The following is a 24,435-nucleotide window of genomic DNA, read 5'->3' as shown; positions in this document are numbered from 1 at the left end:
CGGTCTTTTCGGCCAGGAGACGGCAACGGGACCCCCTCCAACCACAGCACCGACACCCGACACCGCAACAGACGGTGCGGAGACGGCGGTTGATGACGAATCCGAGTCGATGGTAGTCGGGTCAGCCACAGTTAGCACGCAGACACTCGTGACAACCAATGAGTGATAAGGTACTCTTCAACGACGGCGACCAGCTGAGCGAACAGAACCTGGCCCAGCGAGCGGCCAAGTCCAACCAGACCGACTACGTTGAGCGAGGCATGTCCGTCACGCCCAACGGCGATGGGACGATCGACATCGGCAGCGGCCATGCGGTCGTTCGTGATGCCGATCGGGCGTGGGATGTATTCCCTGACCCGCGCGCGGGCCTCCCACTGCAGGACTCGTCGGGCACGAACCACGTGTTCTTGACGTTCGACGCCGGTGCGTCGGATGTGGATGAGTCGCTCAACTACCACATCGACGCGGACGGCTCGGAACCGTCGACGCCGTCGCTACTCATCGCGATCGTCGACGCCGGCGCGGGCGCGGTCGCCGAGCAGAACTCTGACCCGTCGATCAGTGCAGAGCAACTCAACACGAAGCCGCTGAAAGTTGGGTATTGGACCGACTCTCACTGGGGCAACTCCAGCAATAACTCGTTTGTCTCCCAGACCGCCCTCGAGGCGAAAATCGACGAGTTCGCAGCGGACATGAATTCGTGGGGTGACGGCGGTGCCGATCTGGTGATTCTGGGTGGGGACATCACGACCGAAGACAACAGCAGCCAAAGCAACTCTCAGCAGCGCATCACCGACTTCAGGGACTACCTGGAGGGCCAACTCAACGACTCGATCCCCTACCACATGGTCTGGGGCAACCACGAGTTCGCCAACGCGGGGACGTGGGACTACCAGTGGTCATACGGTCCGTGGGGCATCAGCGAGGATTCGGACACCTACTACAGTATCGACAAACACCACGGAAAGATCATCGTCCTGAACACGGGGTTCAACGACGGGTCCGAAGCCAACCTCGACTCGAGCGTCCCATCGGGGCAGTTCGACTGGTTCAAAAACGAGCTGGAGAGTACCAACAAACCCGTCTACGTCTTTACCCACACCCCGATCCCACCAGGCACGCACAGCGGGTACGACAACATCGGACTCTACGACCAGGCGAAATACGGGCATCTCATCGACCAGCACGACAACATCGAATTGGTTACGTTCGGCCACAGCCACCATCTGAGTAACTTCGGACGCTCGCCGTCGTTCGATCACTCGTTGGTACAGCGGTGGGGGCAGACGCCGTATTTCTACCAGCATTTCCCGCATGGTGTCGGGATTACCGGCACCGACTTCGATGGGTCTGTCACGCCGTACGGCAAACTGCACATCTACCAGGACGGACACTGGTGGATGCAGCAGTCCTACGCGGGCGATGATACCGATTATCGGACGGATTGGCAGTCAAACGGCGGTATCGAGCCGACCGTCGAGGAGACGTGGGAGTCGCTGAGTTGGGGATACCAGGACGCGATCACGTCGCTGGATGGCTACCAGACCACTGAGGTCGGGTCCAACAGCGCTGTGACGATCCAGCAGACGGGGCGCCCCCACTACCAGCTCGATGTCGACAACTCCGCGTCGGGCAACAAAGCGGCTATGATGATGCAGCGGTCGGCGGCGCCGCTCACCAACGCCGAGGGAGTAGACTGGGCGGACATGGTGCTCAATGTCGTCTGCGAGATCGACAACATGACTGATTTCGCGGGCCACATCGGACGAGGATTCACTGCTGCTGGCGGCCAGACCTTCGTCGGCCTCTACTTCAATAGCGGCAACACGAACCTCTGGGCCTCTGACGGGACTGACTTCCAGACGGGAGCTGCGACGCTACCCAATCCGACGGGTGGACCGACTCACTATCAGATCCGGATGACGCGCTCGCTGGACCGCATCTCCGCATCGGTCGACCACAACACCGAAAACGGGGCGTGGATGTGCGACGAGCACGTGCCGCCGCTGGATAACTCAACCACATCAGCGGACGCTCAGAGTCACCTCTATCTGTTCAACGCCGAGGCGCGAACAAAGTCAGCAACCGCTCAGACCCTCCGCATCTACGATTGGAACATCGAGATCGCTCCACGACTCAACATGACCGTCTGACCAGTTCATGCACGTTCCGATGGCCACCTAAACAAATTGGGCGAATTATTATACCACTCCACACAGAACTGGAAAGTGGCCCGCACACACGGGCTAACGAAGCCATCCACTTCGTTGCAGACACCATTCCCACCCACCCAACCCACCCGTTGACGTGGACGTGCCTGTTTTCAGGGCACGTCCCTCATTTCGCTACCGCGCCCACTCGAACGTGAGGACGGGTGGGAGGTCCTCACTCTCCATCCTCGTCCTCGATGACGTGGATCAACTCGCCGCGCACCTGCTCGCGGATCTCGCCGACCCACTCGCGTTCGTCGGCGCCGGGCGCGACCAGCTCGGCCTCGTCGAGCGTGCGGTAGACCTCGGCCAGCGCCGACGCGTAGTTGTCCTGCGAGCGCGTCGGCGGCGCCGGGAGATCGCGCTTGAAGTCCTGGCGGTCACGCTTCATCGTCGCCCTCCGTGGCTTCGAGGTAGTCCTCCATCGTCGGCAGGTCTTCATCCTCGTCTGGCCAGTTCATCGGCCGGTTGTTCCGGGCGGATCGGGGCTGCCAACTAATCATCGCCGACCGCCCCCTCCAGCAGCGCCCGCGCGTCTTCCAGGGACGTCCGCCCCGGGGCGTCGTCAGGGAGTCGATTCAGCCCACGCGCGAGTGCGTCGGCGGCCTCGGCGACCGTGCCCGTGTCGGTGTCCTGTCCGCCCCGAGCGTCGTCGAGCTGTGCTTCGAGGTCGGCGACGCGGTCGGCCAGCCGGTCGGCCCGGGCCTGGGCGTCGTCCCGGGCTTCGAGCGCGTCCTGCAGCCGGGCGCGGAGGTCGGACTCGTCAGCGGCAGCGCTGTCCTCCTCGCGCGGGTCGTCGGCGAGTTCGTACAACCCCGACGCCAGCTTGCGGACGTGGTTGTGTTCGACCAGCCGCTTGAGGCGCTCGCTCGCGTACGTCCGTGAGACATCCAGTTCGCCGGCCACGTACTGCGGCGTAACTCGGCCGTCGTGGAGCACGTCGAGGACGCGGCCGTCCGTGTCGTTCAGTTCGTCGGGCGTGAGCACGCCCGTTGGTTGCACCGCCATGTACTAACAGTGTGTCGGATACGTAATGTAGCTTTGGGTACGTTGCACCGTATAGTAGACTACGATACGTTAACTATAAGTGGGTGGCGAATAGATATACTGGTAAGAAGCGCGGGACGCCGGTCAGAAGTTGGCCGGGGCGTGCGACAACACGCCCGACCGCGCTTCCCTACGAGGAAGCATGAGCGAACACGAATCCGACACCCAAGAAGTTACCGAGGCACAGATCAGCCGCGCCGGCGTCTTCGGCTACGACGCCAAGGGCCGCGCCCACCAGTTCGACCGCGTCCGCGCCCGGATCATCGTCACGGTCGACGGCGAGGTCGACCACGTCGAAGACCTGGCCCAGCACCGCGTCGTCAACTGGATCGACTACGTCGCCAGCAAGTGCGGCTGGATCGACCAGTGGTGGACCAACACCGACTCGCTGGACTCGATGCAGCGACACCAGGCCGCCCGGGCCCGCGCCGCGGACATCCAGTGCCAGCAGGCCGCTACGGAGGCGGCGGACTGATGCAGCTCTCCACCGCCCGCGCGCTCGGCCGGCTGGACAGCGCCCGGAGTAAACTCGACTCGATCGCGAGCGGCCACCAAGACGTCGCCGCGCTCGTCGAAGATGGGAAGTACGCCCAGGCTGCCGGCCGGGCGGAGTCCGAGCTGGAGCGCGACGAGCGTTGCCGCCAGCGTATCGACGACATCCTCGACGACATCGAGGAGGTCCTCGAAGCGGCTGAGGTGTCCGACGGGGCGCCAGGTGTACAGGCGACCGACGAGTTCGTCTGGGACTGCCGGGACTGTGGGTTCACCGGTGACTGGCTGACCGTCGACGGGTGCTGTCCCGAGTGTGGCGGTCGCGACCTCCCGACTCTGGAGCGTGATGCGTGATGAGTAAGTGGTCCGACACCGACGAGCAGCGCATCTGGGAGGGGCTGGTCGTCCAGTCCCACGGCCCCGACGGCGTCGACGCGTTCGACTACCTGCGCGGCGGGTCCCGGGCGGACGACGGGAGGGGCGCGCGATGACGCGACCCCCGTGGGAAGACCGCCAACCCGACGAGAAACCGCAACCCGACCCTGGTCCGGGACTCCCGCCGGGGATCGAGCTCCCGGATGGCGGTAACAACGAGGCTGGCGATACCGACGACCTTCCGCAGCTCCACGTCGGAGACCACGTCCAGGACCGTCAGGAGGACGACCCCGACGAGGCCGCGACGATGCTCGTCGTCGGCACGCCGGCCGAGCGCGCCGACGAGGTCGCGGTCGACGACGACCTGACCGTCGCCGACGTCAACCCCGAGTTCCCCGCCGACGACCACGTCGTCGAGGCCGTGTTCCCGCAGCGGACGACCGTCGATGTCGGCCGCCTGCAGACCTACGCCTACCCGCGGTCTCGGCTGGAGCGGGTCGCACGGCTCCACAGCGAGGAGGACGACGATGCCTGAGGAGGGCATCACGCTGGCGTTCACCAACGAGGCATCGAACAGACGCCGGATCCGTCTGGAGCGCCGCGACGCCGGCGGGTGGACGATGCACGACGAGGAGTACGACGGCGACAAGTGGCGGCCGGTCGGCCGCGAGATCGTCGCCGACGCCGAGCTGGAGATCGGCACCGGGGCGACCGACGTGGTCGACGTGATCACGGCCGCGGGGGCGGCCGAGACGATTACGGGGCCGGAGGCGGCCGACCGATGAGCCTGGTCACGATGTCCTTCGAGTTCTTTCGCGTGCCGATCCCGCGGAGCGACTCCGAGCTGGTCGTCCAGACGCGCAAGGGCGTGTGGGTGGAGGTGACCACAAGTGAGTGAGCGCCGAGCGTCGTTCTCGGATCCCGATACGCACTTCCAGCTGATGCGCTCGCGGTCGCCCGTCCACGTCGACGGGTTCAAGAAGGGCGAGCCGACCGGCGTCGTAACTTGCCTCTCATGCTGGCGGTCGGCGAGGAACTCCGACCACATCTGTCACCGCTGGGACTGCCCGCAGAAACACGCCCGCTCGCGCTGGTACTGGCGCCAGCACTGAGCGACGGGGCTGCGAAAGTACTTTTTGCGGTGCGGCACGTACACGATACATAGTGGCGACCGAACAGCCAGGCATCCCCCGACGGGTCGGTGAAATGATCGTCATGACGGTCACGCGGAGCACCGACGCCGGCTCGACATTGTTCCTGACGACACTCCCGATCCAGATCGTCGTCGGCCTGGGCGTCGGTGCCGAGGCCGCGATGTATCTCTATCTTGGGATCGCCGGTGCAAGCCTCCACGCGGGCATGTTCATGGCGCGCCGGATCTTCAATGAGGGGTACCCCTACCAGCGTGATGTCTCCGGGACCGGCATGTCCGGAAAGTACTTACTCGCCGCGCTTACCGTCCAGGCGAACGTTGCCATGTTGCTGGGGGTCGTTGCCGGTTTGCTTGCCGCCTCTGCCGGGCAAACGGTCGCCGTGATCGTAGCGATGGCTGTCCCTGCCGCCGACATCAAGCTGGGGGAGTACGCCTGGTACCTCTCCCCCTCGATGGTGGTGGTCGAGGTCGGCGGCCGGCTTCTTGGAGAGGACGCACTGGTGCCCGAAGGGTTCCGCGGGACGCTCCTCACCGAGTCCGACTTGCTGGAGCTTCTTGGTCGTCCTCGGACTCGGTGATCGACCGATCCCGTTCGCTCGTCGAAAAACAGTACGCTTGATTGAACACCAGCGCGATTGCTGTCCCCCAAATGCCGAGGATAGCCCCTGCATCGAGGGTGGGTGTTGAGTTCGCGCGCGAGAGCATCCAGAACAAACCCGGAGCGATAGCCGTCGCGATGGCGACGGTCCCTGCCTCGATTCCGAGCTTCAGAACCAGCGCGACGGCGCGTCGCCAGACTGAATCAGCTGTGTACCACTTGACCAACCACTCGTATCCCCGAGACATCGCACGCCTGCCGTATCCCCCGGGTGGGTGAAAGGGTTGGTGGACCCGTTTCTTGTCACTGACTCAATAGGGTGGGTGATGGGTCCACAAAAACATATCACAACCCTGCCGGAAACGGATCGAACCTTTTTGTACCCATCTCCCGTCAGTCGGGAGACGTGATCAGTAACCCGCACGTTTTCGAGGGCGAGTACGTCCCCGATCGGTTACTCCATCGGGACGCCGAGCAGAACGCCCTCGCACGTGCGTTCGAGCCGGCGTTGCGCGGCGAGCGCCCCGACGATGTCCTGCTGTACGGTCCCCACGGCGTCGGGAAGACGGCACTGGTCCGCCACACCGTCTCGGATCTGCAGGACGAGACCGACGCCAACTGGGCGCATATCCGGACGATGGGCGAGACGGTCGCCGAGATCGTCCGGGAGGCGCTGCGGCAGCTCGGCGGCGACCCCGGCGACCGGGAGCCGCTCGAAGACGTGTGCCTCGCGCTGCGCGAGCGAGTCACCGACCCGACTGTGGTCGTCCTCGACGAAGCCGACGACCTCAACGAGGATGTCCTGCGGCGGCTGACCGACGTGTCCTGGGTCGGGGTGGTGCCCATCGTCCACGACCCCGAGCACTTCCGCCAGGATCTCGACGACCACCGCGTCCAGCACCGGCTGACCGGCGCGGGCCTACAGCTCTCGACGTACGCCCCCGCGGAGCTGGCGGACATCCTCGAACCCCGCGTCCGGAAAGGCCTCCGCGGCGGCGTCGACCGGTCGTACCTGGAGCGTATCGCCGACCGGTCCTCGGGGACCGCCCGTAACAGTTGTTGGTAATACGATTTCTTTATTCAGCCGCACCGCTGTATTTTTCTCGCCCGATTCATCCTGATTCTGGTGTTGCATTGGTGGCCAGTTAGTCGTTACTTCTCTGATTCCTGATACTGTTCGCCGAGGGGCTTCAGCCGCAGTTCTCCGAAGCCGTATCGGGAGTGAGAGCCGACCCGCTGGAGGCCGTTCTTCGCGGTCTCCACCGGGCGGTCGCCGAGGTACTTCACGACCTGTCCGTGATCGACCGTCTCCAGCTTGAACACCTCGCGCTGCTCCAGTATCTTCTCCTGGCGCAGCCGGAGATTGTCCCGGTTCTCGGCCCACCACCACGGGATAGTGCGGTCGTTCGCCTCTGGATACTCCGACGCCAGGACGAACGGCGTCACGAGTTCGATGAGATACGTCTCCGCGCCTTCGAGCCGCGAGTAGTCCAGTTCACCGAGGTCAACCATCTGCGTGTCCTTCAGCTGAACCTCGCCGTAGCCGTAGTTGCGCTTGCCGCCGAACTGGAGGCCCTCCAGCACATCCTCGCCGAGCGGGAGCACCGCCGGGTCATCAGCGTGGAGGTAGGCGTGGACGTACCACTTCGTGGTCTGCTGCTGTTTCCGCTGGTCTTCCCGGCGGCCCATGATGGTCTCGTGAGCGAGCGCCGGGTGGCCGCCCTGGACGCGGAGATCGTGCGTGTTCAGCGCGTCCCGAGCGCGGGTATCCAGCAACCACGGGTGCATCGCCTCCCGCTGGAGGAAGAGGTCGTCGTAGGCCTCAACGTCGGGGAGACCGCTCCCGAGGTACGGGCGGATGCCCGACTGACTGTGTTCCTCGGGGAACGTCCCGAACTGCCCGGGAACGAAGACGCCGTGACTGGCCGACACCGCCGCGTGCGTCTCGGGGTCGAGGTGCTGACCGAGAGCGTGCAGGATGGCGTTCCCGCTGACGTAGTACGGGTGACCAATGTAGTCCATTCGCAGCTCCCACAGGACTTGCTGAATCGCCGTCATCGGTCGGGCCTCCACTCGGCGTAGTCCTCGATGTACTGGAGCGCCGTGCTCCAGGACTGCGTCCGTCGCAGGTTCGCATCGAGCGTCATGTCGTACTTGTCGTGGCCGGTATCGAGCGGGTGCGCCGTCAGGCGGTTCCACGCCGACGCCCACGACCGCCACGGACGGCTCCCGAGGCGAGCAGAGGGACACCCGTCCGCCTCGACGCCGATGCGGAGCGCGAACCGTTCGCCATCGAAGACGGTGCGGAACGGAGCGATCTCGCCCGCCGGGTCCACGATGAGCCGAAGGTCGGCGAACTCGTTCCCGGCGCGGTAGTTGTCCAGCAGCGCCGCCACGAGCAGCGTGTGGTACTTCAGGCTCGTGTACGGGTGGTAGACTGACTCGTTGAACGCGGCGGCCACGTCGCTTGTGAGCCACCGCTCGTGGGCCGTCTGTGCGTCCTCGATGCCGATGAGGTCCGCTACCTCGCTCTCGATGGTCGCCCGGGAGAACTCTCCGGGGTCGTAGGCGGTCTCGCCGGTCAGCAGCGAGAGTCGGTAGTGGTCGTCGTGGGTCGGGACGGTCTGCTCCTGCTTCTGCTGAGGCCGCGAGAGCGCCGCCGCATCGCCGTCCGCGCCCTCGGGCACCGGCTGGTTCACGGGAACACCGGCGAACTCCTCACGAGCGTCCTCGTGGCTCTCACCGGTGAACTTGTGGACGTCGTGCCGGAAGGCGGTGAGCATCACGTCGCTCATACTTCCTCCACGCGCTCTGCGAGCGCCGCCTGGAACTCCGGCAGGTACTCGGTCTCCCACTTCTCGTCTTTGTCGTCCATTTTGTTCGTGTTGCCCTTCCCGCGGTCGAAGACGCGGCGGAGTTCGGTCTCGTTGTAGAGTGGGTTCACGAGGTCGCAGTCCACGATCCCGCCGCCGAAGTTCCGAGCCCCGCCGAGCTGGTGCATGAAGTCGGTCTGATGCTCATCGAGGAAGTCGATGGCCTCGGCGAGCAGCGCGACGAACTCGGGCTTGGTCTCCCGGAAGGAGAGGTGCCAGCAGCCGTCGAGGTTCCCGACGGCGTCCAGTTCGGCGTTCCGGAGCGGCTCTCGGTTGTCTTCCTCATTCCGGGAGACGACGTTCCGGTTGATGCGGCGGTAGTGGCCTTCGGCCTGTCCGCGCGTGTAGTCCACGCTGGAGCGGACCGGCGAGAACTGAATCGGGCGGCGCATGAACTTCCCGGGGCGATTCCCGAAGCCGCCGAAGAGGTCGAGAATCACGCACCCGTCGTCGTCATCATCTTCGAGGCACACGCCCTTCTCGTGGTAGCCGGCGTCGAGGTCGCGGTTGTAGACGCCGTCCTTCCGGAAGTTCGCGTTGGCCTCGCCGGGGTGGCAGGCCGTACCGTCACGTTCCTGGACGACCTTCTCCATCCCGTGGCGAAGCCATCCCGAGAGGCTGAACGCCGGGATGATCCCGCCGATCTGGTTCTGCGGGTCGTTGTCCTCGTAGTTGCCGTTCGAGGCGTGGTGTCTGTCGGTCATGATGCTGTCCCCGACCACCAGCAGGTCGGTACGGATTCGCACGAACACGTCGCGGTCGATGTCGATTTCTGTCATTATTTGATTTCTTCAGTTGTCATTCGAGATGGTACACTTCCTTCGCCCGGCCGTAGGGCATGTCCGGGACGGGGTCGCCCCACGGCTCACAGCCAGCGGCGGGGGCGACGTACTCTTCGAGAATCCGGTGGGCAAGGTTCAGCGCCATCCGGGCCTCCTTGACCTGGTCGGCCGTCGGATCGCCACCCCGGAACATCGTGTCCACGGTGATGGCGTACAACGCCGACTCGACGTCGTACCGGGCGTCTTCGAGTTCCATCCCGACGGCCTTGCGCCCGACTTCACGCCACTTCTCGGCGTCGTCCATTCAGGGTTCACCCCCATCTTCGGGCGGGGAGAGCTGCATCGTCTCGATGTCGCGCAGCGTCAGTCGCGCGGATTGGGTCGCAGCATCCGACGTGACGCCCAAGCGGGCGTTGAGGACGACCTCGGTCGCGCCGGTCGTCGGGTGTTGAATCGACGTCTCCCGACAATCGACGCAGAACAGGCGGGCAATGTCCCATCGCGCGGCGTCACTGGTCTGGTGGGCGTAGATCCCGACCGGGTCGCCGTCGCGGACCGTACGCTGACATCCGGTACAGGCAGCTTTCCCACCGGAGCCGACCGCGTAGCCCTCGAACACCTGGTCCGGTGTCGCGGTGACCGTTGCAATCCCGTTCATCGTCAGTTCGGGACCTCGCGCTTGCCGGTGCGAACGCATTCCCAACACGGGAAGTCGTCGCTCAGATTGTCACAGTCGCAGTCGTCGTTTTCGTCCGATTCCTCGGTCGTTGCGAACTCTTGAAGTTCGCGGGTCTCGTTGGTTGCCATGGGTTTCTCCACAGAAGCCCGGCCCGCGTGTCATCAGCACGCGGGCATTTCCTACGACAGGTCACGCCCCGATGGGACCGGACTCCTCAGTTACACCTATGCACCTGTGCCTACTTCAACCTTTGCATAGTTGCATAGCAATGCATTGGTGCATAGATTTAAGTAGGCACAGATGCATAGGTTGAACTGGATGGTACCAGATAGGCCAAATGAGATGGGACGCTACCGCGCCATCATGACTGAAACGGACCGTGAACATATTTCCGGAGAGAGCGACCCTTCGCAACGACAGAAGGACCAAGCAGTGTACCGGGTTCGCCAGCGGATCAGTGAAGAGCTTCCCCATGACATTGAGGTGTTGAAGGATCACCGACCGGACGTGCTTGAAGAGTTGCGTGCAGTCGTTTGCGAGGACGAGTACTGACAACACCAATTGAAGAAATCGAATTTGAAACAAAATGTATGAACTGGTCGCCGATCCCCGCGACGACTGATGCGGCGAATGAAGAAATCGTATAAAGACTAAAATGTACCACCCGCGTACCACGGCGTATGAGCACGGGCGCGGACGACAACGGCGACGGGGACATGGTGAAATTGAACGTGAAGGTCCCGAAGCGCCTTCTCGAAGAGATCGACGAACTGGCCGAGGAGTTGGAGTACACCAACCGCTCGGAGTTCATCCGTGAGGTGCTGCGTGACACCACGGAGCCGATTCTGACGCCCGGGGCACAGGAGGGTGTCTCCGAGGGCTACGCGGACGTGGCGGCGGGTCGGACGATGTCCACGGACGAGGCCCGCGAACGCCTCGGCATCGATCAGGACTGAGGGCTGAACGGTGGCTCACGAGGTCGTTCTGACGGAGACGTTGGTCGAAACGCTGGAGCAGTTCGAAACGCAGGATGCGGAGCGGATCATCAACAAGCTGGAGGACATCGAGGACTTCCCGGATCACTTTCTGGACCGGCTGAAGAACCACCCCGGCTACAAGCTTCGTGTCGGCGACTTTCGCGTGCTGATTGATTGGGACAAGGACAACGAGGTGCTCTACGCCATCGACGCCTTCGAGCGGAAGAAGGAGTACCGAGAACTCGGGAAGTACCGTGAGGTGTGGGGGTCATGGCGGGACGACGCGGAGGGGTGACACGACGTGACCAAGGAGAAAGACGAGGACGCTGACCGTGATCCCGAGTCGAAGGGTGAAATCCACGAGCGGTGGCAGGAGAAGGCGGAGATTTCAAGCCGGTACAGGGAAGCTGAGAGGAAGCTACCCGACGACCCGCGGGATGATCCGTGGGCGTACACGGGGCTCCTGAGTCGAAATCCAGCCAAGAACATCACGCCGCCGCTGTGGGAGGCGATCAAGTCTGAGGCTTACCGCGTCTGCGATTTTTACGACGAACTGGAGACGCCCGAGCATCGCCTCGCAAAGGCACTCGGGAAAGTCCAGCTTCGGCACTACTACTGGTCGGAAGGAAAAAACGACCATCTCACAGAGAATCTCGATGGAGAGGACGCAACGCGGCTGTATCTGTTCTTCGACCTCTCGGCACTCAACCAGTCGGGTGTTGCCCGTGCCATCAACGACCCCGACATTCGGGAGGCGTTGGACATTGAGGACTCGGTGAGTCAGCCGACGCTGAACCGGATGCCGGGACGGATGGACGAGGATACACGACACTACTACGCGAGTGAGACCGAGACGCTGGTTCGGCGAATGCAGGACACGAGGGTCGAACACTGGTTCCGAGACCCGACGCCGGACACGATAGTCACTGACGGTGAGGGGTTTCCGCCGGTCCAGGTGATCGCTCGGGAGCTGCGCTCGAAGACGTTCAAGTACATCCGGCTGAAGCGCGACGACAGCACGGAAGTGACGAAGGACGCCGCTCTCCGGGTGCTCATCGCCGCCGCGAACGGGAACGGGTTCGTCAACGACGCCGCGAAGAACCTCAAGTACAAGCCGTTCTACGACGACGGCGACATTCCGACGGGGCAGAACCTCACCTACCACCTGCGGAAGTCTTCGCGGGAGTCCGTCATGCGGATGTTCCGGGAAGCGAACGAGGTACTGTTCGAGATCGCCTCCAGGCACGACTACTTCCCCGAGGAGGCAGAGGTCGCCATCGACATCACGGACTGGCCGTTCTACGGCGATGCAGACGGCGACGGATTCATTCGCGGAACGAAGCCGGGACGGAACTACTCGTGGGCCTGGAAGTACATCACGCTCGCTCTCGTCGGGAGCGACACGCCGCTGATTTTGGTCGTGCTCCCGGTCAAGGACAAGTCGAAGACGCCGAAGTACATTCGCCGGATGCTCCGTCTGAGCCGGCAACACGTGAACATTGGCCGCGTCTACCTCGACGCCGGGACGGAGTTCTACAACTCGGATACGATTTCGGCTATCACCGAGCAGGGGCTGGAGCTGGTGATGCAGGGCCGCAAGTCGGGAAAGACAGTCAAACACTTCCTGAACGGGATGGCGCGTGCCGATCTTCGTTCGTCGTACTACCCGTACGGCGTCGGCGACCTCGACGAGGACAGCTACTACGCGGTCGGGCTGAAGTCGGACAAGACGGTGAAACTACGGAAGTCAGAAGCTGAAGAGCCGATGGACGACTACACGTACTTCTACACGAACCTGCATCCCGAAGAGGTTCCACCGGAGGAGTTGGGTGAGGCGTACCGGCGTCGGTGGGGCATCGAGACGGACTTCCGCGTGATCAAGGAGGAGTTCCTCGCCAAGTCAGCGTCACGGGACCCGGCGATACGAGCGTTCTACTTCAACTTCGCGGCCCACCTGTTCAACATCTGGACGGTAGCGAACATCCTCCGCGCCGAGGAGACTGGCGAGGCCCTGAGCGAGGGGAAGCAACTGACTGCTGGTGAGCTGATGCAGGCCATCGAGGACGACCCGCACGACCTTCGGATTCCGACCGAACCACCAGAAACTCGACAGGTATTTGGCGACGTTCTCGGGGCCGGTTGGAGCACCTCAGACGCCGACTGATTCGCCGGGGGCGTTGCTGAATAGAATCTCCGTGTTTTCAACTACTGGTAAGGCCATCCAGACGCTCCGGGCTGCGGCCGAACTCGCCGACGAGCGTAACTGCCCGGTCGAAACCGTCGACATCGGCGTGGCCTACCAGCGGGCGCTGGGCCGCATCCGCGAGGCAAACCTGCGGTCGATGGACTACGACTACCACGTCCTCTACGAGCTGATCCGCGAGGCCGGTGAGATCAAGCCCGGCGACCTGCACGACCGCTACGTACGGGTCCAAGAGAAGGTCTACACCGGCGTCACCGCGAAGCCGATCGCCGAGCGCCGGCGTCGGGACAAGCTGCGGAAGCTCGCTGAATACGAGCTCATCGAGAAGGCAGCCAACCGCCACCAGTTCCACCGGGTCCGCGACGCGACGATCGTTTCCGAGCGCGTCCGGCTCCCCGCCCGGACCGTCCCCGACGAGTAACCCTTCTACAGACATATCAGCGATCTGCCGGCAATCGTTCGACGGTATATGTGGCAGGCGGGTGTCGGTGGTCGTGTATGCCGGAGAAAGAAACCACGATACTCGATTACGACGGCAACGAGGTCGACGTCCGCGTGCTGGACACGGGCGGCGACGCCGCCCGAATGGAGATCGAGCACCCCGACGATCGCGAGTGGGTCGTGGTCGTCGACAACGACGGGGAGGTCGAGGCCGAGGTCACGCGTCGCGACGGTGCGCCGGCTGACCTGGAGGTTCCCGAGTGGCTGGAAGACAGGATGTCGCGACTCGCGAGGCCCGCCTGAAGATGTCAGAACTCGTCGCCAGTGATTCGGGGCCGGTGGACCTCGATAGGCGCCGCTCGCTCGTCGACGAGTTCCTCGTAACCCTCTTCGCCGTACTCGTTTCGGAGCCGGAGCGCCGCAACCCCTTTCGGCGTGATCCGGTAGAGTCCGGACCGCTCCGACGGACCGACCTTCGTGAGCAGACCGTAGTCTTCCAGCTGAGGAAGTCGCGTGTTGACGTAACTCCGGTTGTAGTCGATGCGCTCCGCGATGTTTACGCCCACGTCCTGCTCGCCGTCGGAGTAGGCGCCGAGTATCTCGAAATCGACGGGGCGTTTCAGCTTCACTGCCCCATTCTCGGTGGTGCTCATCTAAAAGTACCAACGGTATCCGGCAACTTGGTAGTATCGGTAGCTTACCTTAGCAGCTACCGTCGGTATCTATAAGTAGCGGCCGAATAATAGAACGGATCGGAGCCTCTCCGCCCACGGGTTGCGTCAGAAAACCCAGCGTGGTGATGACACGCCGGGCGGATGGCTTCCGTTCCCCTGACAGGGAATCTCAACGAAGCCATGCGACAGAACGAACACCGGCCTCTTAACTATGGGGCCACTGACAGCAGCAGAGTCGACCGCTCACGCGGTCGTGACACCAGCGACTCGCCGTCCGAGTCCACAAGTAAGGGTTGGGCAGGGACGGAGCCCCGCACGGGCGAACAGTACGACGCGGCCACTGGAATAGGTTCTGGCCGCGGGGGGCAGCGATGACGAGCGTCGCCGAAGCCGATGTCGAGCGCGCCGTGCGCTCGCTGGCCGCCCGACGCTCGTACATCAAGCCCCGCCACGTCGCCCGCGAGCTGGGCGTCGACGCCGACGCCCACCGCTCGATCGGCCACCGCCTCTCCGCGCTGGCCGACGAGGGCATGGTCGAGCGCTGGTCGAACGGCGACTCGATCAACGGGACGACCTGGCAACTCCTCGTCGACGAGGGCGAGCCAGCGATCCGCACCGACGGCGGGCGAGCCGACGACCGCCCACAGTGCGGTATCGACGGCTGCGGTCGCGACGCCGACCGCGAACTAGACACCGATCCGAACTACCTCTGTCGCCAATGTTTCGGTGCGTTTCTAACGGGGCGCGCCACAGCATTTGACGACGGCAGCGAGAACGGCGAGCCCGACGAACCGACGGTTCGAGCCGACGGCGGCCGGGAAATCGCCGGCCACGACCTCGAAGCGCTCTACCAGACCATCAACGCGGTCCACACCGGCGACGACGAGGCGGAGATCGGCGACTACCGCGCGTTCCGCGAGGACAGCTGGAACGGGGCGCCCGTCGAGCACGTCATCGTCGACTACGACACCGACCCCAACTGGTGGGTCATCCCCGACGAGTTCGTCGGGGTCGTGCTCTCCGAGCTGGACCGGCGAGTCAGTGACGTGGGCGAGGGCGATTACGTGGTCGCGGGAGGTGACGGCCGATGAGCTCGTGGACGGTCCTCACGCTCCGCGGGACGGCCGCAGCGGACTACGAGTACAGCCGACGGGACGACCGGGACCCGTGGGACGCGACGGCGGACCTGACGGCGGCGCTGGATGCCGACGACCGCGTCCGCCGGTGGACGACGGCAGACTCGCACGTCTACGCGCGCCTCGACGGCAGCTACCCCGACTTCGGCGGCGCGGAGCGACTCCTCAAACGCTGTAGCCCGGCCGTCGCCGACGCGGTCGTGCTCCGGGCGAACGACACGACCGACACCGGGACGGCCCGCTACTACCCCGACCCGGCGAGTGGGTACTCGAACGACTCCTACACCGAGTACGGCGCGGAGGAAGGCGCCACCGGGAAGATCGCGCTCGCCGTGATGACCTCCCGGCACGGCATCATCGCCCGCGACCCGTTCCACGCCCACGCTGGGCAGCTGGACGACGAGTACCTGGACGACGGTGCCGACCGACTCGGTGGCGGCGAGGACGAGATCGTGACCGACGGTGGCGTCGATACGGACGGCGGGTGCGTCCCGGTCGACGAACTCCGCGATCTCGTCGACGGCTGGGAGGCCCAGTACCAGAAGTTCACCGAGAACGGCGATAGCGATTACAGCGAGGGCGTGGCCGAGGGCGCGCGAAGCGCCGCGGTCGAACTCCAGAACCTGCTCGACCGGCACACCGACACAGAGGATGAGGACCCCGTCCCGATGGCCGACGGCGGCACGCAGGGCGCCATCGACAACGACTTCGGCGACGCCGAGCGCACGCCGCGCGAGCGCCTCGAAGCCGAACTCGACGATGTCGGCGCGGCCACTCACGCCGGGCTGGACGTCGGCGACGTGGCGATCGACCTCGTCACGCGCCAGCCGCTGATGATCCTCGGTAAGAGCGCGGACACGCTCGCCGAGCACTACGAGCGCGAGGACTTCGACCTGGCGACGTACAAGCAACACCCGTACCTGCCGGTCAGCGTCGACGACGCCGTCTTCGAGTGTGCGTTCGTCGGCGGCGTCGACGACCTGCACTCGTTCAGCAGGACGTACGACTACCCCGCCGGCCGGCTGGCGAGGGTCCCGTTCGAACTCGCCGTCGACGACGGAGGTGACGACTGATGGGATCCTGCATCAAGTGCGGGACGCGCTGCGCGGGCCGCCTGTGCCAGACCCACCAGCTGTCCGAGCGCGACGATGACGACGACTTCGGGAGCGACGCGACGTGTCCCGACTGTGGGGGCCCGACGAGCGCCGAGGGCGCCACCTGCCGCCACTGCCGAGGTGGTGACCGATGAGCAACCACGACGACGGCGCCTACGCGGTCGCGTGGCCCGTGCTCGTGACGGTCCTGCTGGCGCTGGCGCTGGCCGGCGTCGCCATCGTCGTGGAGGTGGCCGCATGAGCGCGACCCAGTCGCACTTCGAGCAGTTCCAGCTCGACGCGCTGGACCTCGACGGTATCTCGGTCGCCCGCGAGGACGGGCGTGTCATCGCGACGCGGGACCTGACCGACGACACGGTCGACCTGGAGGACGTCCTCGACCTCGCCGACGACCACGGGATCGACATCCGCAACATGCAGGTCGACATGGGCGACGGCGAGGCCCGGGTCATCCTCGGGGGTGACTCGGCATGAGCGACCTCGACGTTCCCGAGAAGTTCGAGGGTGGCGACTGGCCCTTCGAGGCCAAACGGTACGTCCTCGCAGAGGCCAACACCGCCGCGGACCTCCGCGATGAGATCGACGCGATGGCGGGCCTTCCCGCTGACGAGTACCCCGACAACGGCGCCGGTCGGTTCACCAAGGACCAGCTCGCGGCCATCGTGATGGCGCTGGGCGGGCCCCGCGGCGCCGACGTGGAGGCCGAGGCATGATCGCCGGCACGCTCGTCCAGCTCGAAGAGCCCATCGACGTGCGTCTCGACTCGACGTTCGCCGACGACGGCTCGCTCCCGGCGCTGGAGGTGTCGACCACGCAGGACAGCTTCGACGGGCGCCCCGTCCAGGCGGGCACCGTCGCCGGCACGGTCATGACCAACACGGAGGACGTGTTCGTCAGCCACGGGCCGGACGACGACGACCATCGCATCGTGACCGAGCCCAGCGAGGCCACGACGCCGGTCGCGACCGACTGGGTCGCCGACGTGACCGGGACGGGACTCATCGCCATCGAGTCCGTCCAGGGGCCCGGGAAGTACGACTTCCCGCTGGACCTGTTCGCGGCGCGCACCGGGCGCACGCCCGAGCGCCTGGAGATCGATGTCGAGAAGCTTCACATGTCGTGGACCGACGCCGGGACGCTTGGCGACGTGTGGATGCGCGGCGCCGACGGCGGCGACGGCGCCACGATCGACTATCACCAGCAGGCCAGCGCCGACGAGCCGGCGACCATCGGCTTCGGGTTCACGCGACCGTGGAACAACACGGTCATGGAGGGCGTCGTCTACGAGAGCGGGTACGTCGCCGTCTACAACGAGGACATGCCCTCGGCGTTCGTCCGGTTCGTCGAGGAGGAGCTGCTGGCGTTCACCGACGTGGCCGACGGCACGGCCGACCAGGCCACGCTCGGCGAGTCCAGCGATCCCGAGTGCGACCGGTGCGGACGCGAGACGGACACCGTCGACGACTCGGGCTACTGCATGGTCTGTCGCGACAAGGTCGACGAGGAGGGCGGAAGTGAGGACGGGTACGCCAACCTCGACACGGTGACTGAGGCCGACGGGGGTGCGGCCGATGGCGAGTGAGGAGTTCCCGTTCGAGCAGGGCGACGATGTCCTCGTCCGGGCCCGCGAGCACGGCACCCACGGCACCATCGTCGCGAAGTTCACGGCCGAGTGCAAGGCCATCACGGAGCGGCCCGGTCCGCGCTCGGCTATCGCCCGGTTCGACCTGCCGTTCGGGACGATGAACTCCGTCACGATCAGTCCGTTCGAGGGCGAGTTCGAGGTGGTCGACGATGTCGAGTGAGCACGCCGACGTGTCCGACGCGTTCATCGAGGCGCTCGCCGACTACCGTGCAGGCCGCCCGCCGACCGGCGGCGACGTGGAGTCGTTCGAGAGCTGGCTCGGTCAGGAGCCCGACCACGACGACGAGATCGCGCACGTCCCGGCGCTGCTGGGCATGTGGCTCATCTGCCCGCTGGAGAAAGCCCAGCTGGGCGAGCGGCCCCGGCCCGACCGAGCCGACGGCGAGTGGCTGCTCGTCGACGAACGCGCGCTCGTGGACGTGGAGGAGAAGCGATGACGAGCGACGAACCGTTCGAGTGGTCGCGGACGATCGCCAACGGGTTCGAGCGCTGCGTGTGGTGCGGGATCGTCTTCGGCGCCGAGGACCGGGACGACGACATCCGCGGCAAGGAGCACCCGCCGGGGATCGGAGGCGGCCTCAACCACACGTACGGACCCGTCCGCGATCGGAGCGGCCAGCAGTACGAGAGCGTCGGCGCGTCCGAGCCGGGCTCGTACCTGATGCACGTCGACTGCTACCTCGAGTATCACGCCGAGGTGGCGAGCGAGGAGAACGAGTCGCTGCACGAGTACGCGACCGACGGCGGTGTGGTCGACGGCGACCTGGAGTCCGGCGAGAGCCTCGGCGGCTACACCGACATCCGAGAACTGCATCCGAAGTACACCCGCGTCGGGTGCATGTACTGCGACGTGGAGATGTGGGTTCACGTCTCCTTCGCGTACGTCCACGACGAGGGAATCTGTGACGACTGTGGCGAGATCGAGCCCGAGGCGTTCGTCGACCCCGCGGAGGTGCGTGTCTGATGGCGGCCCATACCCTCGCCGAGGCGACCGTCTACGGCTTCGGCCTCGCCCAGCAGTCTCGCCGGGCTCGCCTGGTCGTCCGGACGGACAACCACGCCATCCACGCAGCCCACGAGCTGCAGCGGCGGGCCGGCGACGGCCTGGAGTGGCACACGGAGGCGTCGGCATCTATCGACCCGCGGGACACGCGCGACCGCGTCCACATCCAGCCCGGCTACAGCGAGTTCCCTGACGCGCGGCTCGTCTGCGAGTGGCACGCTCACGCCCCGCGGGCGTACGTCTACTACCAGGAGGGCAGCGACTGGACCGAGCGACTCGCGTGGGAGACCCATCCCGCGACGGGCGTCGAGCTGACCCACGGTTCCCTGCAGGAGGTGACCGCGTGATGGCGACCGTCAACCAGCAGTCGGGCATCTGCTGGGTCTCGGGCCACGCCCGTGACCGCTGGCGCAACCGGACCCACGCACGACTGGACGACCTCAAGACCGCCTGGTACGAGGCCACTCCCGTCGAGTACCCGCCGGCGAAGGGCGAGACCTACGCCCGGTACCACGCACCGACCGACACGGTCCTGCTCGCCCGCAACGGCGAGCTTGTGACCGTCATCGAACTGACCGACCGACCCGCAGACCAGCAGGAGTTCGTCCGCGACCAAGCGGAGGCCCCGAACGCATGAACCAGCTACAGAGACAGCCCTACGACGTGGAACCGTTCGACCCCGACGAGGACGATGTCGACGAGTGGCTCGAAGCCCACCGCGACGCCCTGGAGTACGAGGCCGCGAGCGACGCCCCCGACGCGTGGGTGTTCGAGCGCGCCCTCGCCTACGTCGAGTCCGGGGAGGTGTCCTCGTCGTGAGCGTCCGCGATCTCGCCGTTGGCCTGGACGGCCGACAGCAGACTCGCGCGGAACTCCCGGCGGGACATCTCCTCGACATCGACCTGGCCCTCGCCGAGCTTCGCGACGGCGTTGTCGCGGCGCTCCCGAGCCTGCTGGGTCGCCGGCTCCCCGCAGCGGGGGCAGTACTCGTGATGGGGCGCCAGCGGCTCCCGGCAGTTCCCGCAGGGTCGGCGCTCGTGGTCGACGCCGTCGTCGGCGTCGCCGACGCCCGCGTGGGCGAAGATGTCGGCGTTGTGCTCCTCGGCGGCGATGTGCTGGTAGGTCTCCCACATGTCGGTGTCCACGTCCCAGTGGACGCGGTGCTCGATCTGGGCGCGGGTGAAGTCCTCGCGGACCATCCGCGAGACCGCCGAGTGGCGGAAGTTGTGGGGGTTGACCGGCCGGTCGACGCCGCCGTTGTCGGCGCCCTTCCGCAACTGCTTACGGATCGTCGACGGCGAGATGGCGCCGTCCTCCTCCCACGGCGGCTTGTTGCCGTGGCCGGGGATCTTGTGGAAAAAGGCGGCGTCGTCCTCGTCCGGGCGCGGATGGACCTGTCGGAGGTAGGTCCGCAGCGTCGTCTTCGCGTCGATGATGGGGTAGTTCGCGATGTCGGCGCCCTTCAGCCCGACGGCGTCGGCGTTGGGGCGATAGGTCGCCTGCTCGCCGTCGAGATCCACGTCACCGACGCGGAGCGACCCGAGCAGCGAGAGCCGGGCGCCCGAGTCGGCGAGGAACTCGATCAGGGCGATATCGCGCATGTTGTTCGCGCCGTCGACCATCGCCGAGATGTCCTCGGGACGGAGCATGTCCTCGGGGGAGACCTTGTTGTCGGGCGGCGGCGTCAGCTCGTAGTCGTCGGCCCACTCAGTGCCCTCGATGTCGAGGGCCTTCAGGAACTTCCGGACGACGAACTCGACGTTCCGGATCGTCCCGTCGGAGAGGCCGGGCTCGTCGCCCATGCCGTACTCGGGGTTCCGGCGGAGTTCGAACACGTGGGCGTCCATGCCGGCCTCGTCGAGGTCAACGATCGGCTGGTCGAGGCGCTCTGCGGTCTTCCGGAGGTTCTTGAGGTACTCGGCGAGCGTGCCTTCGGCGACGTTCCCGTCGAGGGACTTCGCGAAGCGCTTGACGTGCGGCCGGTCGACGGGATCGTGCCGGTCGACCTTGCTGAGCTCGCGCTCGGCGCGTTCGCCGAAGCCCTGGAAGTCGTCCAACCCTGCCATACCCGTGCGTCTGAGGCGAGTATTATGAAACCCAGGTACGGAAAAATAACCTTTTTGCTGTCTATCACCCCCCTGGGTCCCCGTTGTATCAATCTTTCGCCGGGACCGGATCCGGCCGCGCCCGCCGGTGTCCCAACACCCTTCCCGCGCGAGGGTAACCGTCCGCCATGGTCGACGAGGGAGACGCCGCCCCCGATTTCACCGCACCGCTGGCCAACGGCGACGTGTCGCAGTTCACGCTCTCGGAGCGACTCGACGAGGCGCCGCTGGTTCTGGCGTTCTTCCCCGGCGCGTTCACGGGGACCTGCACGCACGAGATGGAGACCTTCGAAGACCGGCTCGCGGAGTTCGACGACCTCGGGGCGACGGTGTACGGGGTCAGCGTCGACACGCCGTTCGCGCTCGACGAGTTCCGCGCGGACAGCGACCTCACGTTCGGGATGATCAGCGACACGAACCGACGGATCGTCGACGCCTACGACCTCGCCATGGACTTCGCGTCGATCGGTGTCGACGACGTGGCCAAGCGAGCGGTGGTCGTGATCGACGGCGAGGGCGTCGTCCGGTACGAGTGGGTCGCGGGCGACCCGAGTATCGAACCCGACTACGACGAGGTGCGCGACGCCGTCGCCGCGCTGGACTGACGGCGAAGCTCCCGAGCACGAGGGGTTTTTGCGCGCCCGGACGGACAGTGGGGACATGAGTGACGACCAAGACGCGGTCGACGGTCAGTCGTACGACCCGGACGCGGAGCACGCCTTCCCCGACGAGCGGCTCAACGAGGTGCTGGCGTTCGTCGAGCGCGACGAGGAGATCCGGACGTATCTCGACGCCCAGAACGTCAACCCCGTCGCGCGGATGCGCTACAACGACCACGGCGCCAAACACGTCAGCATCGTCCGCAACCGGGCGCTGACGCTGTACGAACTCTGTTACGAGGGCGGCGTCGAGTTCAACGGCGCCGCCGAACAGGACCTCGACGCCGACGACGAGCCGGTGATCGTCGCGCTCGCGGCGACGCTGCACGACATCGGCCACGTCGTCCACCGGGACGAACACCCCTACTACTCGATCCCGCTGGCGGCCGACCTGCTGGACCGGATCCTGGACGAGTGGTACGACACGGCCGACGCCGTGCGCATGAAAGGCGAGGTGCTGCACGCGATCCTCTGTCACCACACCGAGGAGACGCCGCTGACGACCGAGGCGGGGCTCGTCCGACTGGCCGACGGGCTGGACATGGAGCACGGCCGGTCGCGGTACCCCTACGAGCGGGGCGGGCGCGGCATCAACACGGTCTCCAGCCAGGCCATCGAGTCGGTGACGCTGAAGCCCGGCGACGGGGCGGCGGTCCTCGTCGAGATCGAGATGCACAACGCCGCCGGCGTCTACCAGGTCGACGAACTCCTGAAGGCGAAGCTCCAGGGGTCGGGGCTGGAGGACGACGTTCGGATCGTCGCCGTCAACACCTCCGACGGCGGCGAGAACATCGTCGAGCGGATCGAGCTGTGAGCCGGCGGCGAACCGTCGCTGTCGGGAGTCCCTGAGTCGCGGACTGCCGGAAGTGCCCGCCGGGGACGAAACGCCCTTTCGGTCGTAGCCGGACCGGTGGATCGTGAGCGACGGCTCGGGTGGATCGCTGCGGCTGTTCGGCAACGCCGAGTTCGTGGCGCTGGCGGGCACCGCCTTCGCGCGGTCGCAGGCGTACTCGACCATCGCGATCGCGCTGGCGCTGTACGCCGACATGTTCGCCACCTCCGGGACCGTCGAGGGGCTGTTCGGCACCGCCTTCGCGCTGGTCCAGCTGATCATCGTCCTGCCGCTCGGGCGGAAGATCGACACCGGCAACGCCAAGCGGTACCTGCTGGTCGGGCTCGCGCTGAACGTCCTCGTGTTCGTCGGGTTCGCGATGGTCGAGACGGTGAGCCACGTCGTCCTGATGCGGGTGTTCCAGGGCCTGGGGGCGAGCCTGCTGTGGATCACCGGCTCAACCGTCGTCGGCGAGATCAGCCCCGACGACGAGCGCGGCCAGTGGCTCGGCACCTACAACCAGGTGGGCGCCTTCTCCAGCCTCGCCGGCGACCTCGCGGGCGGTATCCTGCTGGCGACGAGCGGGTTCACGCTCACCTACAGCGTGCTCAGCGGCGTGACGCTGCTGGCGTTCGTCGGCGTCTACGCCTTCCTCCGGGACGACCCCGGCGGCCAGGCCGACCCGGAGGAGGCCACCGGCGTCGAGACCCTGCGGATGCTGCTCGGCCGAGCGGCCATCCGCGCGCTGGTCGTCTTCCGGCTGGGCCTCAGCTTCGGGAAGATGGCGGTCATCCTCTTCCTGCCGATCTACGCGCGGACCCGCTTCGGCATGAACCCCGTCCTCGTCGGCGGTATCCTCGCCGGCGGGAAACTCACCAAGTCGCTGACCCAGGGGATCGTCGGCTCGTACACGGACAAACTAGGCCACAAGCACGTCTTCGTGTTCGTCGGCGCGGTGCTGTACGCCGTCGGCGCGGCGATCATCCCCTTCGCGGAGTACGCGGCCGGGTGGTTCGCGCCGACGACGGTCGCCGTGGCGGGCCTGTCGACGACGCTGCCGCCCGCCTTCTTCCCGCTGTTCGGCGCGTTCGCCGTCTGCGGGGTCGCCGACAGCATCCGCCTGCCGGCGAGCATGGCGCTGTTCGTCGAAGAGGGCGAACACTTCGACGCCGTCGCCGGGAGCATGTCGCTGCGCTCGATCGCCTGGAAGGTCGGGCAGGTCGTCGGCCCGGTCTCGGTCGGCGCGCTGTGGGACGCCACCTCGGTGTTCGTCGCTTTCTTCACCGCCAGCGCGTTCATCGTCGTCGCCGCGGTCGCCTTCGTCGGCCTCTACAGCGTCGAACCCGCACCCGAGGGCGTCGCCACCCCGGGCGACTGACCGCCCGAGGCGGCGGCGAGCGGTCGGCCGAGAGCCGCCGACGGCCCCGCCGGTCCGA

At 65.9% G+C, this 24,435-nt stretch carries 41 protein-coding genes; 30 read left to right on the top strand and 11 right to left on the bottom strand.

Going from position 1 to position 24,435, the window contains the following annotated elements; genetic code table 11:
• Positions 1-158: 158 nt before the first annotated feature.
• Positions 159-2,153, top strand: a complete 1,995-nt coding sequence (locus HZS55_RS15835) for a metallophosphoesterase family protein (protein ID WP_179908546.1) — start codon at positions 159-161, stop codon at positions 2,151-2,153.
• A 232-nt stretch (positions 2,154-2,385) separates the two neighbouring features.
• Here the strand turns inward: HZS55_RS15835 and HZS55_RS15830 are convergent, their stop codons facing one another.
• From HZS55_RS15830 to HZS55_RS22450, 3 genes are read right to left on the bottom strand one after another with little or no spacing between them, the layout of a single operon-like run.
• The gene (locus HZS55_RS15830; protein WP_179908545.1) at positions 2,386-2,601 is read right to left on the bottom strand and encodes a hypothetical protein; all 216 of its coding nucleotides are present in this window, start codon (positions 2,599-2,601) and stop codon (positions 2,386-2,388) included.
• Positions 2,591-2,713, bottom strand: a complete 123-nt coding sequence (locus HZS55_RS22845; protein WP_281372728.1) for a hypothetical protein — start codon at positions 2,711-2,713, stop codon at positions 2,591-2,593. Before HZS55_RS22845 ends, HZS55_RS15830 begins: the two co-directional genes overlap by 11 nt.
• Positions 2,706-3,218, bottom strand: a complete 513-nt coding sequence (locus HZS55_RS22450; protein WP_218927237.1) for a helix-turn-helix transcriptional regulator — start codon at positions 3,216-3,218, stop codon at positions 2,706-2,708. The genes HZS55_RS22845 and HZS55_RS22450 overlap by 8 nt, the downstream gene beginning before the upstream one ends.
• 181 nt (positions 3,219-3,399) lie before the next feature.
• Between HZS55_RS22450 and HZS55_RS15820 the strand changes: the two genes are divergently transcribed.
• The 8 genes from HZS55_RS15820 to HZS55_RS15785 all read left to right on the top strand — a co-directional run bounded on the left by HZS55_RS15820 (position 3,400) and on the right by HZS55_RS15785 (position 6,941).
• Positions 3,400-3,732: a hypothetical protein gene (locus HZS55_RS15820; RefSeq protein WP_179908544.1), complete on the top strand. Its 333-nt coding sequence runs from the start codon at positions 3,400-3,402 to the stop codon at positions 3,730-3,732.
• Positions 3,732-4,103: a hypothetical protein gene (locus HZS55_RS15815; RefSeq protein WP_179908543.1), complete on the top strand. Its 372-nt coding sequence runs from the start codon at positions 3,732-3,734 to the stop codon at positions 4,101-4,103. The genes HZS55_RS15820 and HZS55_RS15815 overlap by 1 nt, the downstream gene beginning before the upstream one ends.
• On the top strand, positions 4,103-4,240 hold the full coding sequence (locus HZS55_RS15810) for a hypothetical protein (RefSeq protein WP_179908542.1): 138 nt from the start codon (positions 4,103-4,105) through the stop codon (positions 4,238-4,240). Before HZS55_RS15815 ends, HZS55_RS15810 begins: the two co-directional genes overlap by 1 nt.
• Positions 4,237-4,659, top strand: coding sequence for a hypothetical protein (locus HZS55_RS15805; RefSeq protein WP_179908541.1), 423 nt, complete (start codon positions 4,237-4,239; stop codon positions 4,657-4,659). Before HZS55_RS15810 ends, HZS55_RS15805 begins: the two co-directional genes overlap by 4 nt.
• Complete coding sequence (locus tag HZS55_RS15800; RefSeq protein ID WP_179908540.1) at positions 4,652-4,909, top strand: hypothetical protein; 258 nt, start codon at positions 4,652-4,654, stop codon at positions 4,907-4,909. The genes HZS55_RS15805 and HZS55_RS15800 overlap by 8 nt, the downstream gene beginning before the upstream one ends.
• 105 nt (positions 4,910-5,014) lie before the next feature.
• Positions 5,015-5,236 carry a hypothetical protein gene (locus HZS55_RS15795; RefSeq protein WP_179907688.1) on the top strand — a complete coding sequence of 74 codons (222 nt, stop codon included), beginning with the start codon at positions 5,015-5,017 and terminating at the stop codon, positions 5,234-5,236.
• A 52-nt stretch (positions 5,237-5,288) separates the two neighbouring features.
• Positions 5,289-5,855: a hypothetical protein gene (locus tag HZS55_RS15790; protein ID WP_179908539.1), complete on the top strand. Its 567-nt coding sequence runs from the start codon at positions 5,289-5,291 to the stop codon at positions 5,853-5,855.
• 426 nt (positions 5,856-6,281) lie between these two features.
• The gene (locus HZS55_RS15785; protein WP_179908538.1) at positions 6,282-6,941 is read left to right on the top strand and encodes a Cdc6/Cdc18 family protein; all 660 of its coding nucleotides are present in this window, start codon (positions 6,282-6,284) and stop codon (positions 6,939-6,941) included.
• Between the two features lie 86 nt (positions 6,942-7,027).
• Here HZS55_RS15785 and HZS55_RS15780 read toward each other — a convergent pair whose 3' ends face one another.
• The 6 genes from HZS55_RS15780 to HZS55_RS15755 are packed head-to-tail and all read right to left on the bottom strand — an operon-like array spanning position 7,028 to position 10,337.
• Positions 7,028-7,933, bottom strand: coding sequence for a hypothetical protein (locus HZS55_RS15780; RefSeq protein ID WP_179908537.1), 906 nt, complete (start codon positions 7,931-7,933; stop codon positions 7,028-7,030).
• Positions 7,930-8,670, bottom strand: coding sequence for a hypothetical protein (locus tag HZS55_RS15775; RefSeq protein WP_179908536.1), 741 nt, complete (start codon positions 8,668-8,670; stop codon positions 7,930-7,932). The genes HZS55_RS15780 and HZS55_RS15775 overlap by 4 nt, the downstream gene beginning before the upstream one ends.
• Positions 8,667-9,527 carry a hypothetical protein gene (locus tag HZS55_RS15770; RefSeq protein ID WP_179908535.1) on the bottom strand — a complete coding sequence of 287 codons (861 nt, stop codon included), beginning with the start codon at positions 9,525-9,527 and terminating at the stop codon, positions 8,667-8,669. The genes HZS55_RS15775 and HZS55_RS15770 overlap by 4 nt, the downstream gene beginning before the upstream one ends.
• 19 nt (positions 9,528-9,546) lie before the next feature.
• Positions 9,547-9,834: a hypothetical protein gene (locus HZS55_RS15765; RefSeq protein WP_179908534.1), complete on the bottom strand. Its 288-nt coding sequence runs from the start codon at positions 9,832-9,834 to the stop codon at positions 9,547-9,549.
• A complete protein-coding gene (locus HZS55_RS15760) occupies positions 9,835-10,188 on the bottom strand; it encodes a hypothetical protein (RefSeq protein WP_179908533.1) in 354 nt (117 codons plus the stop codon). It lies immediately after the preceding gene.
• Positions 10,189-10,190: 2 nt separating this feature from the next.
• Positions 10,191-10,337 carry a hypothetical protein gene (locus HZS55_RS15755; protein WP_179908532.1) on the bottom strand — a complete coding sequence of 49 codons (147 nt, stop codon included), beginning with the start codon at positions 10,335-10,337 and terminating at the stop codon, positions 10,191-10,193.
• A 214-nt stretch (positions 10,338-10,551) separates the two neighbouring features.
• Here HZS55_RS15755 and HZS55_RS15750 point away from each other — a divergent pair, with 214 nt between their 5' ends.
• From HZS55_RS15750 to HZS55_RS15725, 6 genes are all read left to right on the top strand, one after another.
• The gene (locus HZS55_RS15750; RefSeq protein ID WP_179908531.1) at positions 10,552-10,761 is read left to right on the top strand and encodes a hypothetical protein; all 210 of its coding nucleotides are present in this window, start codon (positions 10,552-10,554) and stop codon (positions 10,759-10,761) included.
• A gap of 128 nt (positions 10,762-10,889) precedes the next feature.
• Positions 10,890-11,165 carry a ribbon-helix-helix domain-containing protein gene (locus HZS55_RS15745; protein ID WP_179908530.1) on the top strand — a complete coding sequence of 92 codons (276 nt, stop codon included), beginning with the start codon at positions 10,890-10,892 and terminating at the stop codon, positions 11,163-11,165.
• Positions 11,166-11,175: 10 nt separating this feature from the next.
• Positions 11,176-11,481, top strand: coding sequence for a type II toxin-antitoxin system RelE family toxin (locus HZS55_RS15740; protein ID WP_179908529.1), 306 nt, complete (start codon positions 11,176-11,178; stop codon positions 11,479-11,481).
• A gap of 6 nt (positions 11,482-11,487) precedes the next feature.
• On the top strand, positions 11,488-13,350 hold the full coding sequence (locus tag HZS55_RS22670; RefSeq protein WP_179908528.1) for a transposase: 1,863 nt from the start codon (positions 11,488-11,490) through the stop codon (positions 13,348-13,350).
• Between the two features lie 31 nt (positions 13,351-13,381).
• The gene (locus tag HZS55_RS15730) at positions 13,382-13,810 is read left to right on the top strand and encodes a Cdc6/Cdc18 family protein (RefSeq protein WP_179908527.1); all 429 of its coding nucleotides are present in this window, start codon (positions 13,382-13,384) and stop codon (positions 13,808-13,810) included.
• 77 nt (positions 13,811-13,887) lie between these two features.
• Positions 13,888-14,133 (top strand): hypothetical protein, encoded by a 246-nt coding sequence (locus tag HZS55_RS15725; RefSeq protein ID WP_179908526.1) that lies wholly within the window; start codon positions 13,888-13,890, stop codon positions 14,131-14,133.
• 5 nt (positions 14,134-14,138) lie between these two features.
• Here the strand turns inward: HZS55_RS15725 and HZS55_RS15720 are convergent, their stop codons facing one another.
• Positions 14,139-14,483 (bottom strand): ArsR family transcriptional regulator, encoded by a 345-nt coding sequence (locus tag HZS55_RS15720; protein WP_218927236.1) that lies wholly within the window; start codon positions 14,481-14,483, stop codon positions 14,139-14,141.
• A 392-nt stretch (positions 14,484-14,875) separates the two neighbouring features.
• Between HZS55_RS15720 and HZS55_RS15715 the strand changes: the two genes are divergently transcribed.
• The 12 genes from HZS55_RS15715 (at position 14,876) to HZS55_RS15660 (ending at position 20,222) form a co-directional block, all read left to right on the top strand.
• Positions 14,876-15,595, top strand: coding sequence for a hypothetical protein (locus tag HZS55_RS15715; RefSeq protein WP_179908525.1), 720 nt, complete (start codon positions 14,876-14,878; stop codon positions 15,593-15,595).
• Positions 15,592-16,713 carry a hypothetical protein gene (locus HZS55_RS22440; RefSeq protein ID WP_218927235.1) on the top strand — a complete coding sequence of 374 codons (1,122 nt, stop codon included), beginning with the start codon at positions 15,592-15,594 and terminating at the stop codon, positions 16,711-16,713. The genes HZS55_RS15715 and HZS55_RS22440 overlap by 4 nt, the downstream gene beginning before the upstream one ends.
• Positions 16,713-16,889 carry a hypothetical protein gene (locus HZS55_RS15705; protein WP_179908524.1) on the top strand — a complete coding sequence of 59 codons (177 nt, stop codon included), beginning with the start codon at positions 16,713-16,715 and terminating at the stop codon, positions 16,887-16,889. Before HZS55_RS22440 ends, HZS55_RS15705 begins: the two co-directional genes overlap by 1 nt.
• A 103-nt stretch (positions 16,890-16,992) precedes the next feature.
• Positions 16,993-17,229, top strand: a complete 237-nt coding sequence (locus HZS55_RS15700; RefSeq protein ID WP_179908523.1) for a hypothetical protein — start codon at positions 16,993-16,995, stop codon at positions 17,227-17,229.
• Positions 17,226-17,468, top strand: a complete 243-nt coding sequence (locus tag HZS55_RS15695) for a hypothetical protein (protein WP_179908522.1) — start codon at positions 17,226-17,228, stop codon at positions 17,466-17,468. Before HZS55_RS15700 ends, HZS55_RS15695 begins: the two co-directional genes overlap by 4 nt.
• Positions 17,465-18,337 carry a hypothetical protein gene (locus tag HZS55_RS15690; protein ID WP_179908521.1) on the top strand — a complete coding sequence of 291 codons (873 nt, stop codon included), beginning with the start codon at positions 17,465-17,467 and terminating at the stop codon, positions 18,335-18,337. Before HZS55_RS15695 ends, HZS55_RS15690 begins: the two co-directional genes overlap by 4 nt.
• A complete protein-coding gene (locus HZS55_RS15685) occupies positions 18,327-18,560 on the top strand; it encodes a hypothetical protein (RefSeq protein ID WP_179908520.1) in 234 nt (77 codons plus the stop codon). Before HZS55_RS15690 ends, HZS55_RS15685 begins: the two co-directional genes overlap by 11 nt.
• On the top strand, positions 18,550-18,837 hold the full coding sequence (locus HZS55_RS15680) for a hypothetical protein (protein ID WP_179908519.1): 288 nt from the start codon (positions 18,550-18,552) through the stop codon (positions 18,835-18,837). The genes HZS55_RS15685 and HZS55_RS15680 overlap by 11 nt, the downstream gene beginning before the upstream one ends.
• Positions 18,834-19,364 carry a hypothetical protein gene (locus tag HZS55_RS15675; protein ID WP_179908518.1) on the top strand — a complete coding sequence of 177 codons (531 nt, stop codon included), beginning with the start codon at positions 18,834-18,836 and terminating at the stop codon, positions 19,362-19,364. The genes HZS55_RS15680 and HZS55_RS15675 overlap by 4 nt, the downstream gene beginning before the upstream one ends.
• Positions 19,364-19,750 carry a hypothetical protein gene (locus HZS55_RS15670; RefSeq protein ID WP_179908517.1) on the top strand — a complete coding sequence of 129 codons (387 nt, stop codon included), beginning with the start codon at positions 19,364-19,366 and terminating at the stop codon, positions 19,748-19,750. The genes HZS55_RS15675 and HZS55_RS15670 overlap by 1 nt, the downstream gene beginning before the upstream one ends.
• On the top strand, positions 19,750-20,040 hold the full coding sequence (locus HZS55_RS15665) for a hypothetical protein (RefSeq protein ID WP_179908516.1): 291 nt from the start codon (positions 19,750-19,752) through the stop codon (positions 20,038-20,040). Before HZS55_RS15670 ends, HZS55_RS15665 begins: the two co-directional genes overlap by 1 nt.
• Complete coding sequence (locus tag HZS55_RS15660; protein WP_179908515.1) at positions 20,037-20,222, top strand: hypothetical protein; 186 nt, start codon at positions 20,037-20,039, stop codon at positions 20,220-20,222. Before HZS55_RS15665 ends, HZS55_RS15660 begins: the two co-directional genes overlap by 4 nt.
• Here the strand turns inward: HZS55_RS15660 and HZS55_RS15655 are convergent.
• Positions 20,189-21,469: a tyrosine-type recombinase/integrase gene (locus tag HZS55_RS15655; protein WP_179908514.1), complete on the bottom strand. Its 1,281-nt coding sequence runs from the start codon at positions 21,467-21,469 to the stop codon at positions 20,189-20,191. The two genes, HZS55_RS15660 and HZS55_RS15655, sit on opposite strands and share 34 nt — an antisense overlap.
• 167 nt (positions 21,470-21,636) lie before the next feature.
• Between HZS55_RS15655 and HZS55_RS15650 the strand changes: the two genes are divergently transcribed.
• The 3 genes from HZS55_RS15650 (at position 21,637) to HZS55_RS15640 (ending at position 24,377) form a co-directional block, all read left to right on the top strand.
• Entirely contained in the window at positions 21,637-22,113 is a 477-nt protein-coding gene (locus HZS55_RS15650) for a redoxin domain-containing protein (protein WP_179908513.1), read from the top strand.
• 55 nt (positions 22,114-22,168) lie between these two features.
• Positions 22,169-22,981 (top strand): HD domain-containing protein, encoded by an 813-nt coding sequence (locus tag HZS55_RS15645; protein WP_179908512.1) that lies wholly within the window; start codon positions 22,169-22,171, stop codon positions 22,979-22,981.
• A gap of 103 nt (positions 22,982-23,084) precedes the next feature.
• Positions 23,085-24,377: an MFS transporter gene (locus tag HZS55_RS15640; protein WP_179908511.1), complete on the top strand. Its 1,293-nt coding sequence runs from the start codon at positions 23,085-23,087 to the stop codon at positions 24,375-24,377.
• The last annotated feature ends 58 nt before the right edge of the window (positions 24,378-24,435 follow it).

The organism is Halosimplex rubrum (genome assembly GCF_013415885.1).
In the GTDB taxonomy this organism is placed as follows: Archaea; Halobacteriota; Halobacteria; order Halobacteriales; family Haloarculaceae; genus Halosimplex; species Halosimplex rubrum.
The sequence above is the reverse complement of the archived record's forward strand: the minus strand, read 5'-3'. Positions and strand labels throughout refer to the sequence as shown.

What these genes read in the sequence shown, in the direction of transcription:
- HZS55_RS15690 (WP_179908521.1), top strand. Translation starts at nt 17,465, where the DNA reads ATGATCGCCGGCACGCTCGTCCAGCTCGAAGAGCCCATCGACGTGCGT.
- HZS55_RS15800 (WP_179908540.1), top strand. Translation starts at nt 4,652, where the DNA reads ATGCCTGAGGAGGGCATCACGCTGGCGTTCACCAACGAGGCATCGAAC.
- HZS55_RS15720 (WP_218927236.1), bottom strand. Translation starts at nt 14,483, where the DNA reads ATGAGCACCACCGAGAATGGGGCAGTGAAGCTGAAACGCCCCGTCGAT.
- HZS55_RS15665 (WP_179908516.1), top strand. Translation starts at nt 19,750, where the DNA reads ATGGCGACCGTCAACCAGCAGTCGGGCATCTGCTGGGTCTCGGGCCAC.
- HZS55_RS22450 (WP_218927237.1), bottom strand. Translation starts at nt 3,218, where the DNA reads ATGGCGGTGCAACCAACGGGCGTGCTCACGCCCGACGAACTGAACGAC.
- HZS55_RS15705 (WP_179908524.1), top strand. Translation starts at nt 16,713, where the DNA reads ATGGGATCCTGCATCAAGTGCGGGACGCGCTGCGCGGGCCGCCTGTGC.
- HZS55_RS15655 (WP_179908514.1), bottom strand. Translation starts at nt 21,469, where the DNA reads ATGGCAGGGTTGGACGACTTCCAGGGCTTCGGCGAACGCGCCGAGCGC.
- HZS55_RS15685 (WP_179908520.1), top strand. Translation starts at nt 18,327, where the DNA reads ATGGCGAGTGAGGAGTTCCCGTTCGAGCAGGGCGACGATGTCCTCGTC.
- HZS55_RS15780 (WP_179908537.1), bottom strand. Translation starts at nt 7,933, where the DNA reads ATGACGGCGATTCAGCAAGTCCTGTGGGAGCTGCGAATGGACTACATT.
- HZS55_RS15670 (WP_179908517.1), top strand. Translation starts at nt 19,364, where the DNA reads ATGGCGGCCCATACCCTCGCCGAGGCGACCGTCTACGGCTTCGGCCTC.
- HZS55_RS15760 (WP_179908533.1), bottom strand. Translation starts at nt 10,188, where the DNA reads ATGAACGGGATTGCAACGGTCACCGCGACACCGGACCAGGTGTTCGAG.
- HZS55_RS15810 (WP_179908542.1), top strand. Translation starts at nt 4,103, where the DNA reads ATGAGTAAGTGGTCCGACACCGACGAGCAGCGCATCTGGGAGGGGCTG.
- HZS55_RS15675 (WP_179908518.1), top strand. Translation starts at nt 18,834, where the DNA reads ATGACGAGCGACGAACCGTTCGAGTGGTCGCGGACGATCGCCAACGGG.
- HZS55_RS15830 (WP_179908545.1), bottom strand. Translation starts at nt 2,601, where the DNA reads ATGAAGCGTGACCGCCAGGACTTCAAGCGCGATCTCCCGGCGCCGCCG.
- HZS55_RS15770 (WP_179908535.1), bottom strand. Translation starts at nt 9,527, where the DNA reads ATGACAGAAATCGACATCGACCGCGACGTGTTCGTGCGAATCCGTACC.
- HZS55_RS15715 (WP_179908525.1), top strand. Translation starts at nt 14,876, where the DNA reads ATGACGAGCGTCGCCGAAGCCGATGTCGAGCGCGCCGTGCGCTCGCTG.
- HZS55_RS15765 (WP_179908534.1), bottom strand. Translation starts at nt 9,834, where the DNA reads ATGGACGACGCCGAGAAGTGGCGTGAAGTCGGGCGCAAGGCCGTCGGG.
- HZS55_RS15695 (WP_179908522.1), top strand. Translation starts at nt 17,226, where the DNA reads ATGAGCGACCTCGACGTTCCCGAGAAGTTCGAGGGTGGCGACTGGCCC.
- HZS55_RS15750 (WP_179908531.1), top strand. Translation starts at nt 10,552, where the DNA reads ATGGGACGCTACCGCGCCATCATGACTGAAACGGACCGTGAACATATT.
- HZS55_RS15700 (WP_179908523.1), top strand. Translation starts at nt 16,993, where the DNA reads ATGAGCGCGACCCAGTCGCACTTCGAGCAGTTCCAGCTCGACGCGCTG.
- HZS55_RS15725 (WP_179908526.1), top strand. Translation starts at nt 13,888, where the DNA reads ATGCCGGAGAAAGAAACCACGATACTCGATTACGACGGCAACGAGGTC.
- HZS55_RS15660 (WP_179908515.1), top strand. Translation starts at nt 20,037, where the DNA reads ATGAACCAGCTACAGAGACAGCCCTACGACGTGGAACCGTTCGACCCC.
- HZS55_RS15645 (WP_179908512.1), top strand. Translation starts at nt 22,169, where the DNA reads ATGAGTGACGACCAAGACGCGGTCGACGGTCAGTCGTACGACCCGGAC.
- HZS55_RS15745 (WP_179908530.1), top strand. Translation starts at nt 10,890, where the DNA reads ATGAGCACGGGCGCGGACGACAACGGCGACGGGGACATGGTGAAATTG.
- HZS55_RS15820 (WP_179908544.1), top strand. Translation starts at nt 3,400, where the DNA reads ATGAGCGAACACGAATCCGACACCCAAGAAGTTACCGAGGCACAGATC.
- HZS55_RS22440 (WP_218927235.1), top strand. Translation starts at nt 15,592, where the DNA reads ATGAGCTCGTGGACGGTCCTCACGCTCCGCGGGACGGCCGCAGCGGAC.
- HZS55_RS15650 (WP_179908513.1), top strand. Translation starts at nt 21,637, where the DNA reads ATGGTCGACGAGGGAGACGCCGCCCCCGATTTCACCGCACCGCTGGCC.
- HZS55_RS22845 (WP_281372728.1), bottom strand. Translation starts at nt 2,713, where the DNA reads ATGATTAGTTGGCAGCCCCGATCCGCCCGGAACAACCGGCCGATGAAC.
- HZS55_RS15835 (WP_179908546.1), top strand. Translation starts at nt 159, where the DNA reads ATGAGTGATAAGGTACTCTTCAACGACGGCGACCAGCTGAGCGAACAG.
- HZS55_RS15805 (WP_179908541.1), top strand. Translation starts at nt 4,237, where the DNA reads ATGACGCGACCCCCGTGGGAAGACCGCCAACCCGACGAGAAACCGCAA.
- HZS55_RS15775 (WP_179908536.1), bottom strand. Translation starts at nt 8,670, where the DNA reads ATGAGCGACGTGATGCTCACCGCCTTCCGGCACGACGTCCACAAGTTC.
- HZS55_RS15755 (WP_179908532.1), bottom strand. Translation starts at nt 10,337, where the DNA reads ATGGCAACCAACGAGACCCGCGAACTTCAAGAGTTCGCAACGACCGAG.
- HZS55_RS15680 (WP_179908519.1), top strand. Translation starts at nt 18,550, where the DNA reads ATGTCGAGTGAGCACGCCGACGTGTCCGACGCGTTCATCGAGGCGCTC.
- HZS55_RS15815 (WP_179908543.1), top strand. Translation starts at nt 3,732, where the DNA reads ATGCAGCTCTCCACCGCCCGCGCGCTCGGCCGGCTGGACAGCGCCCGG.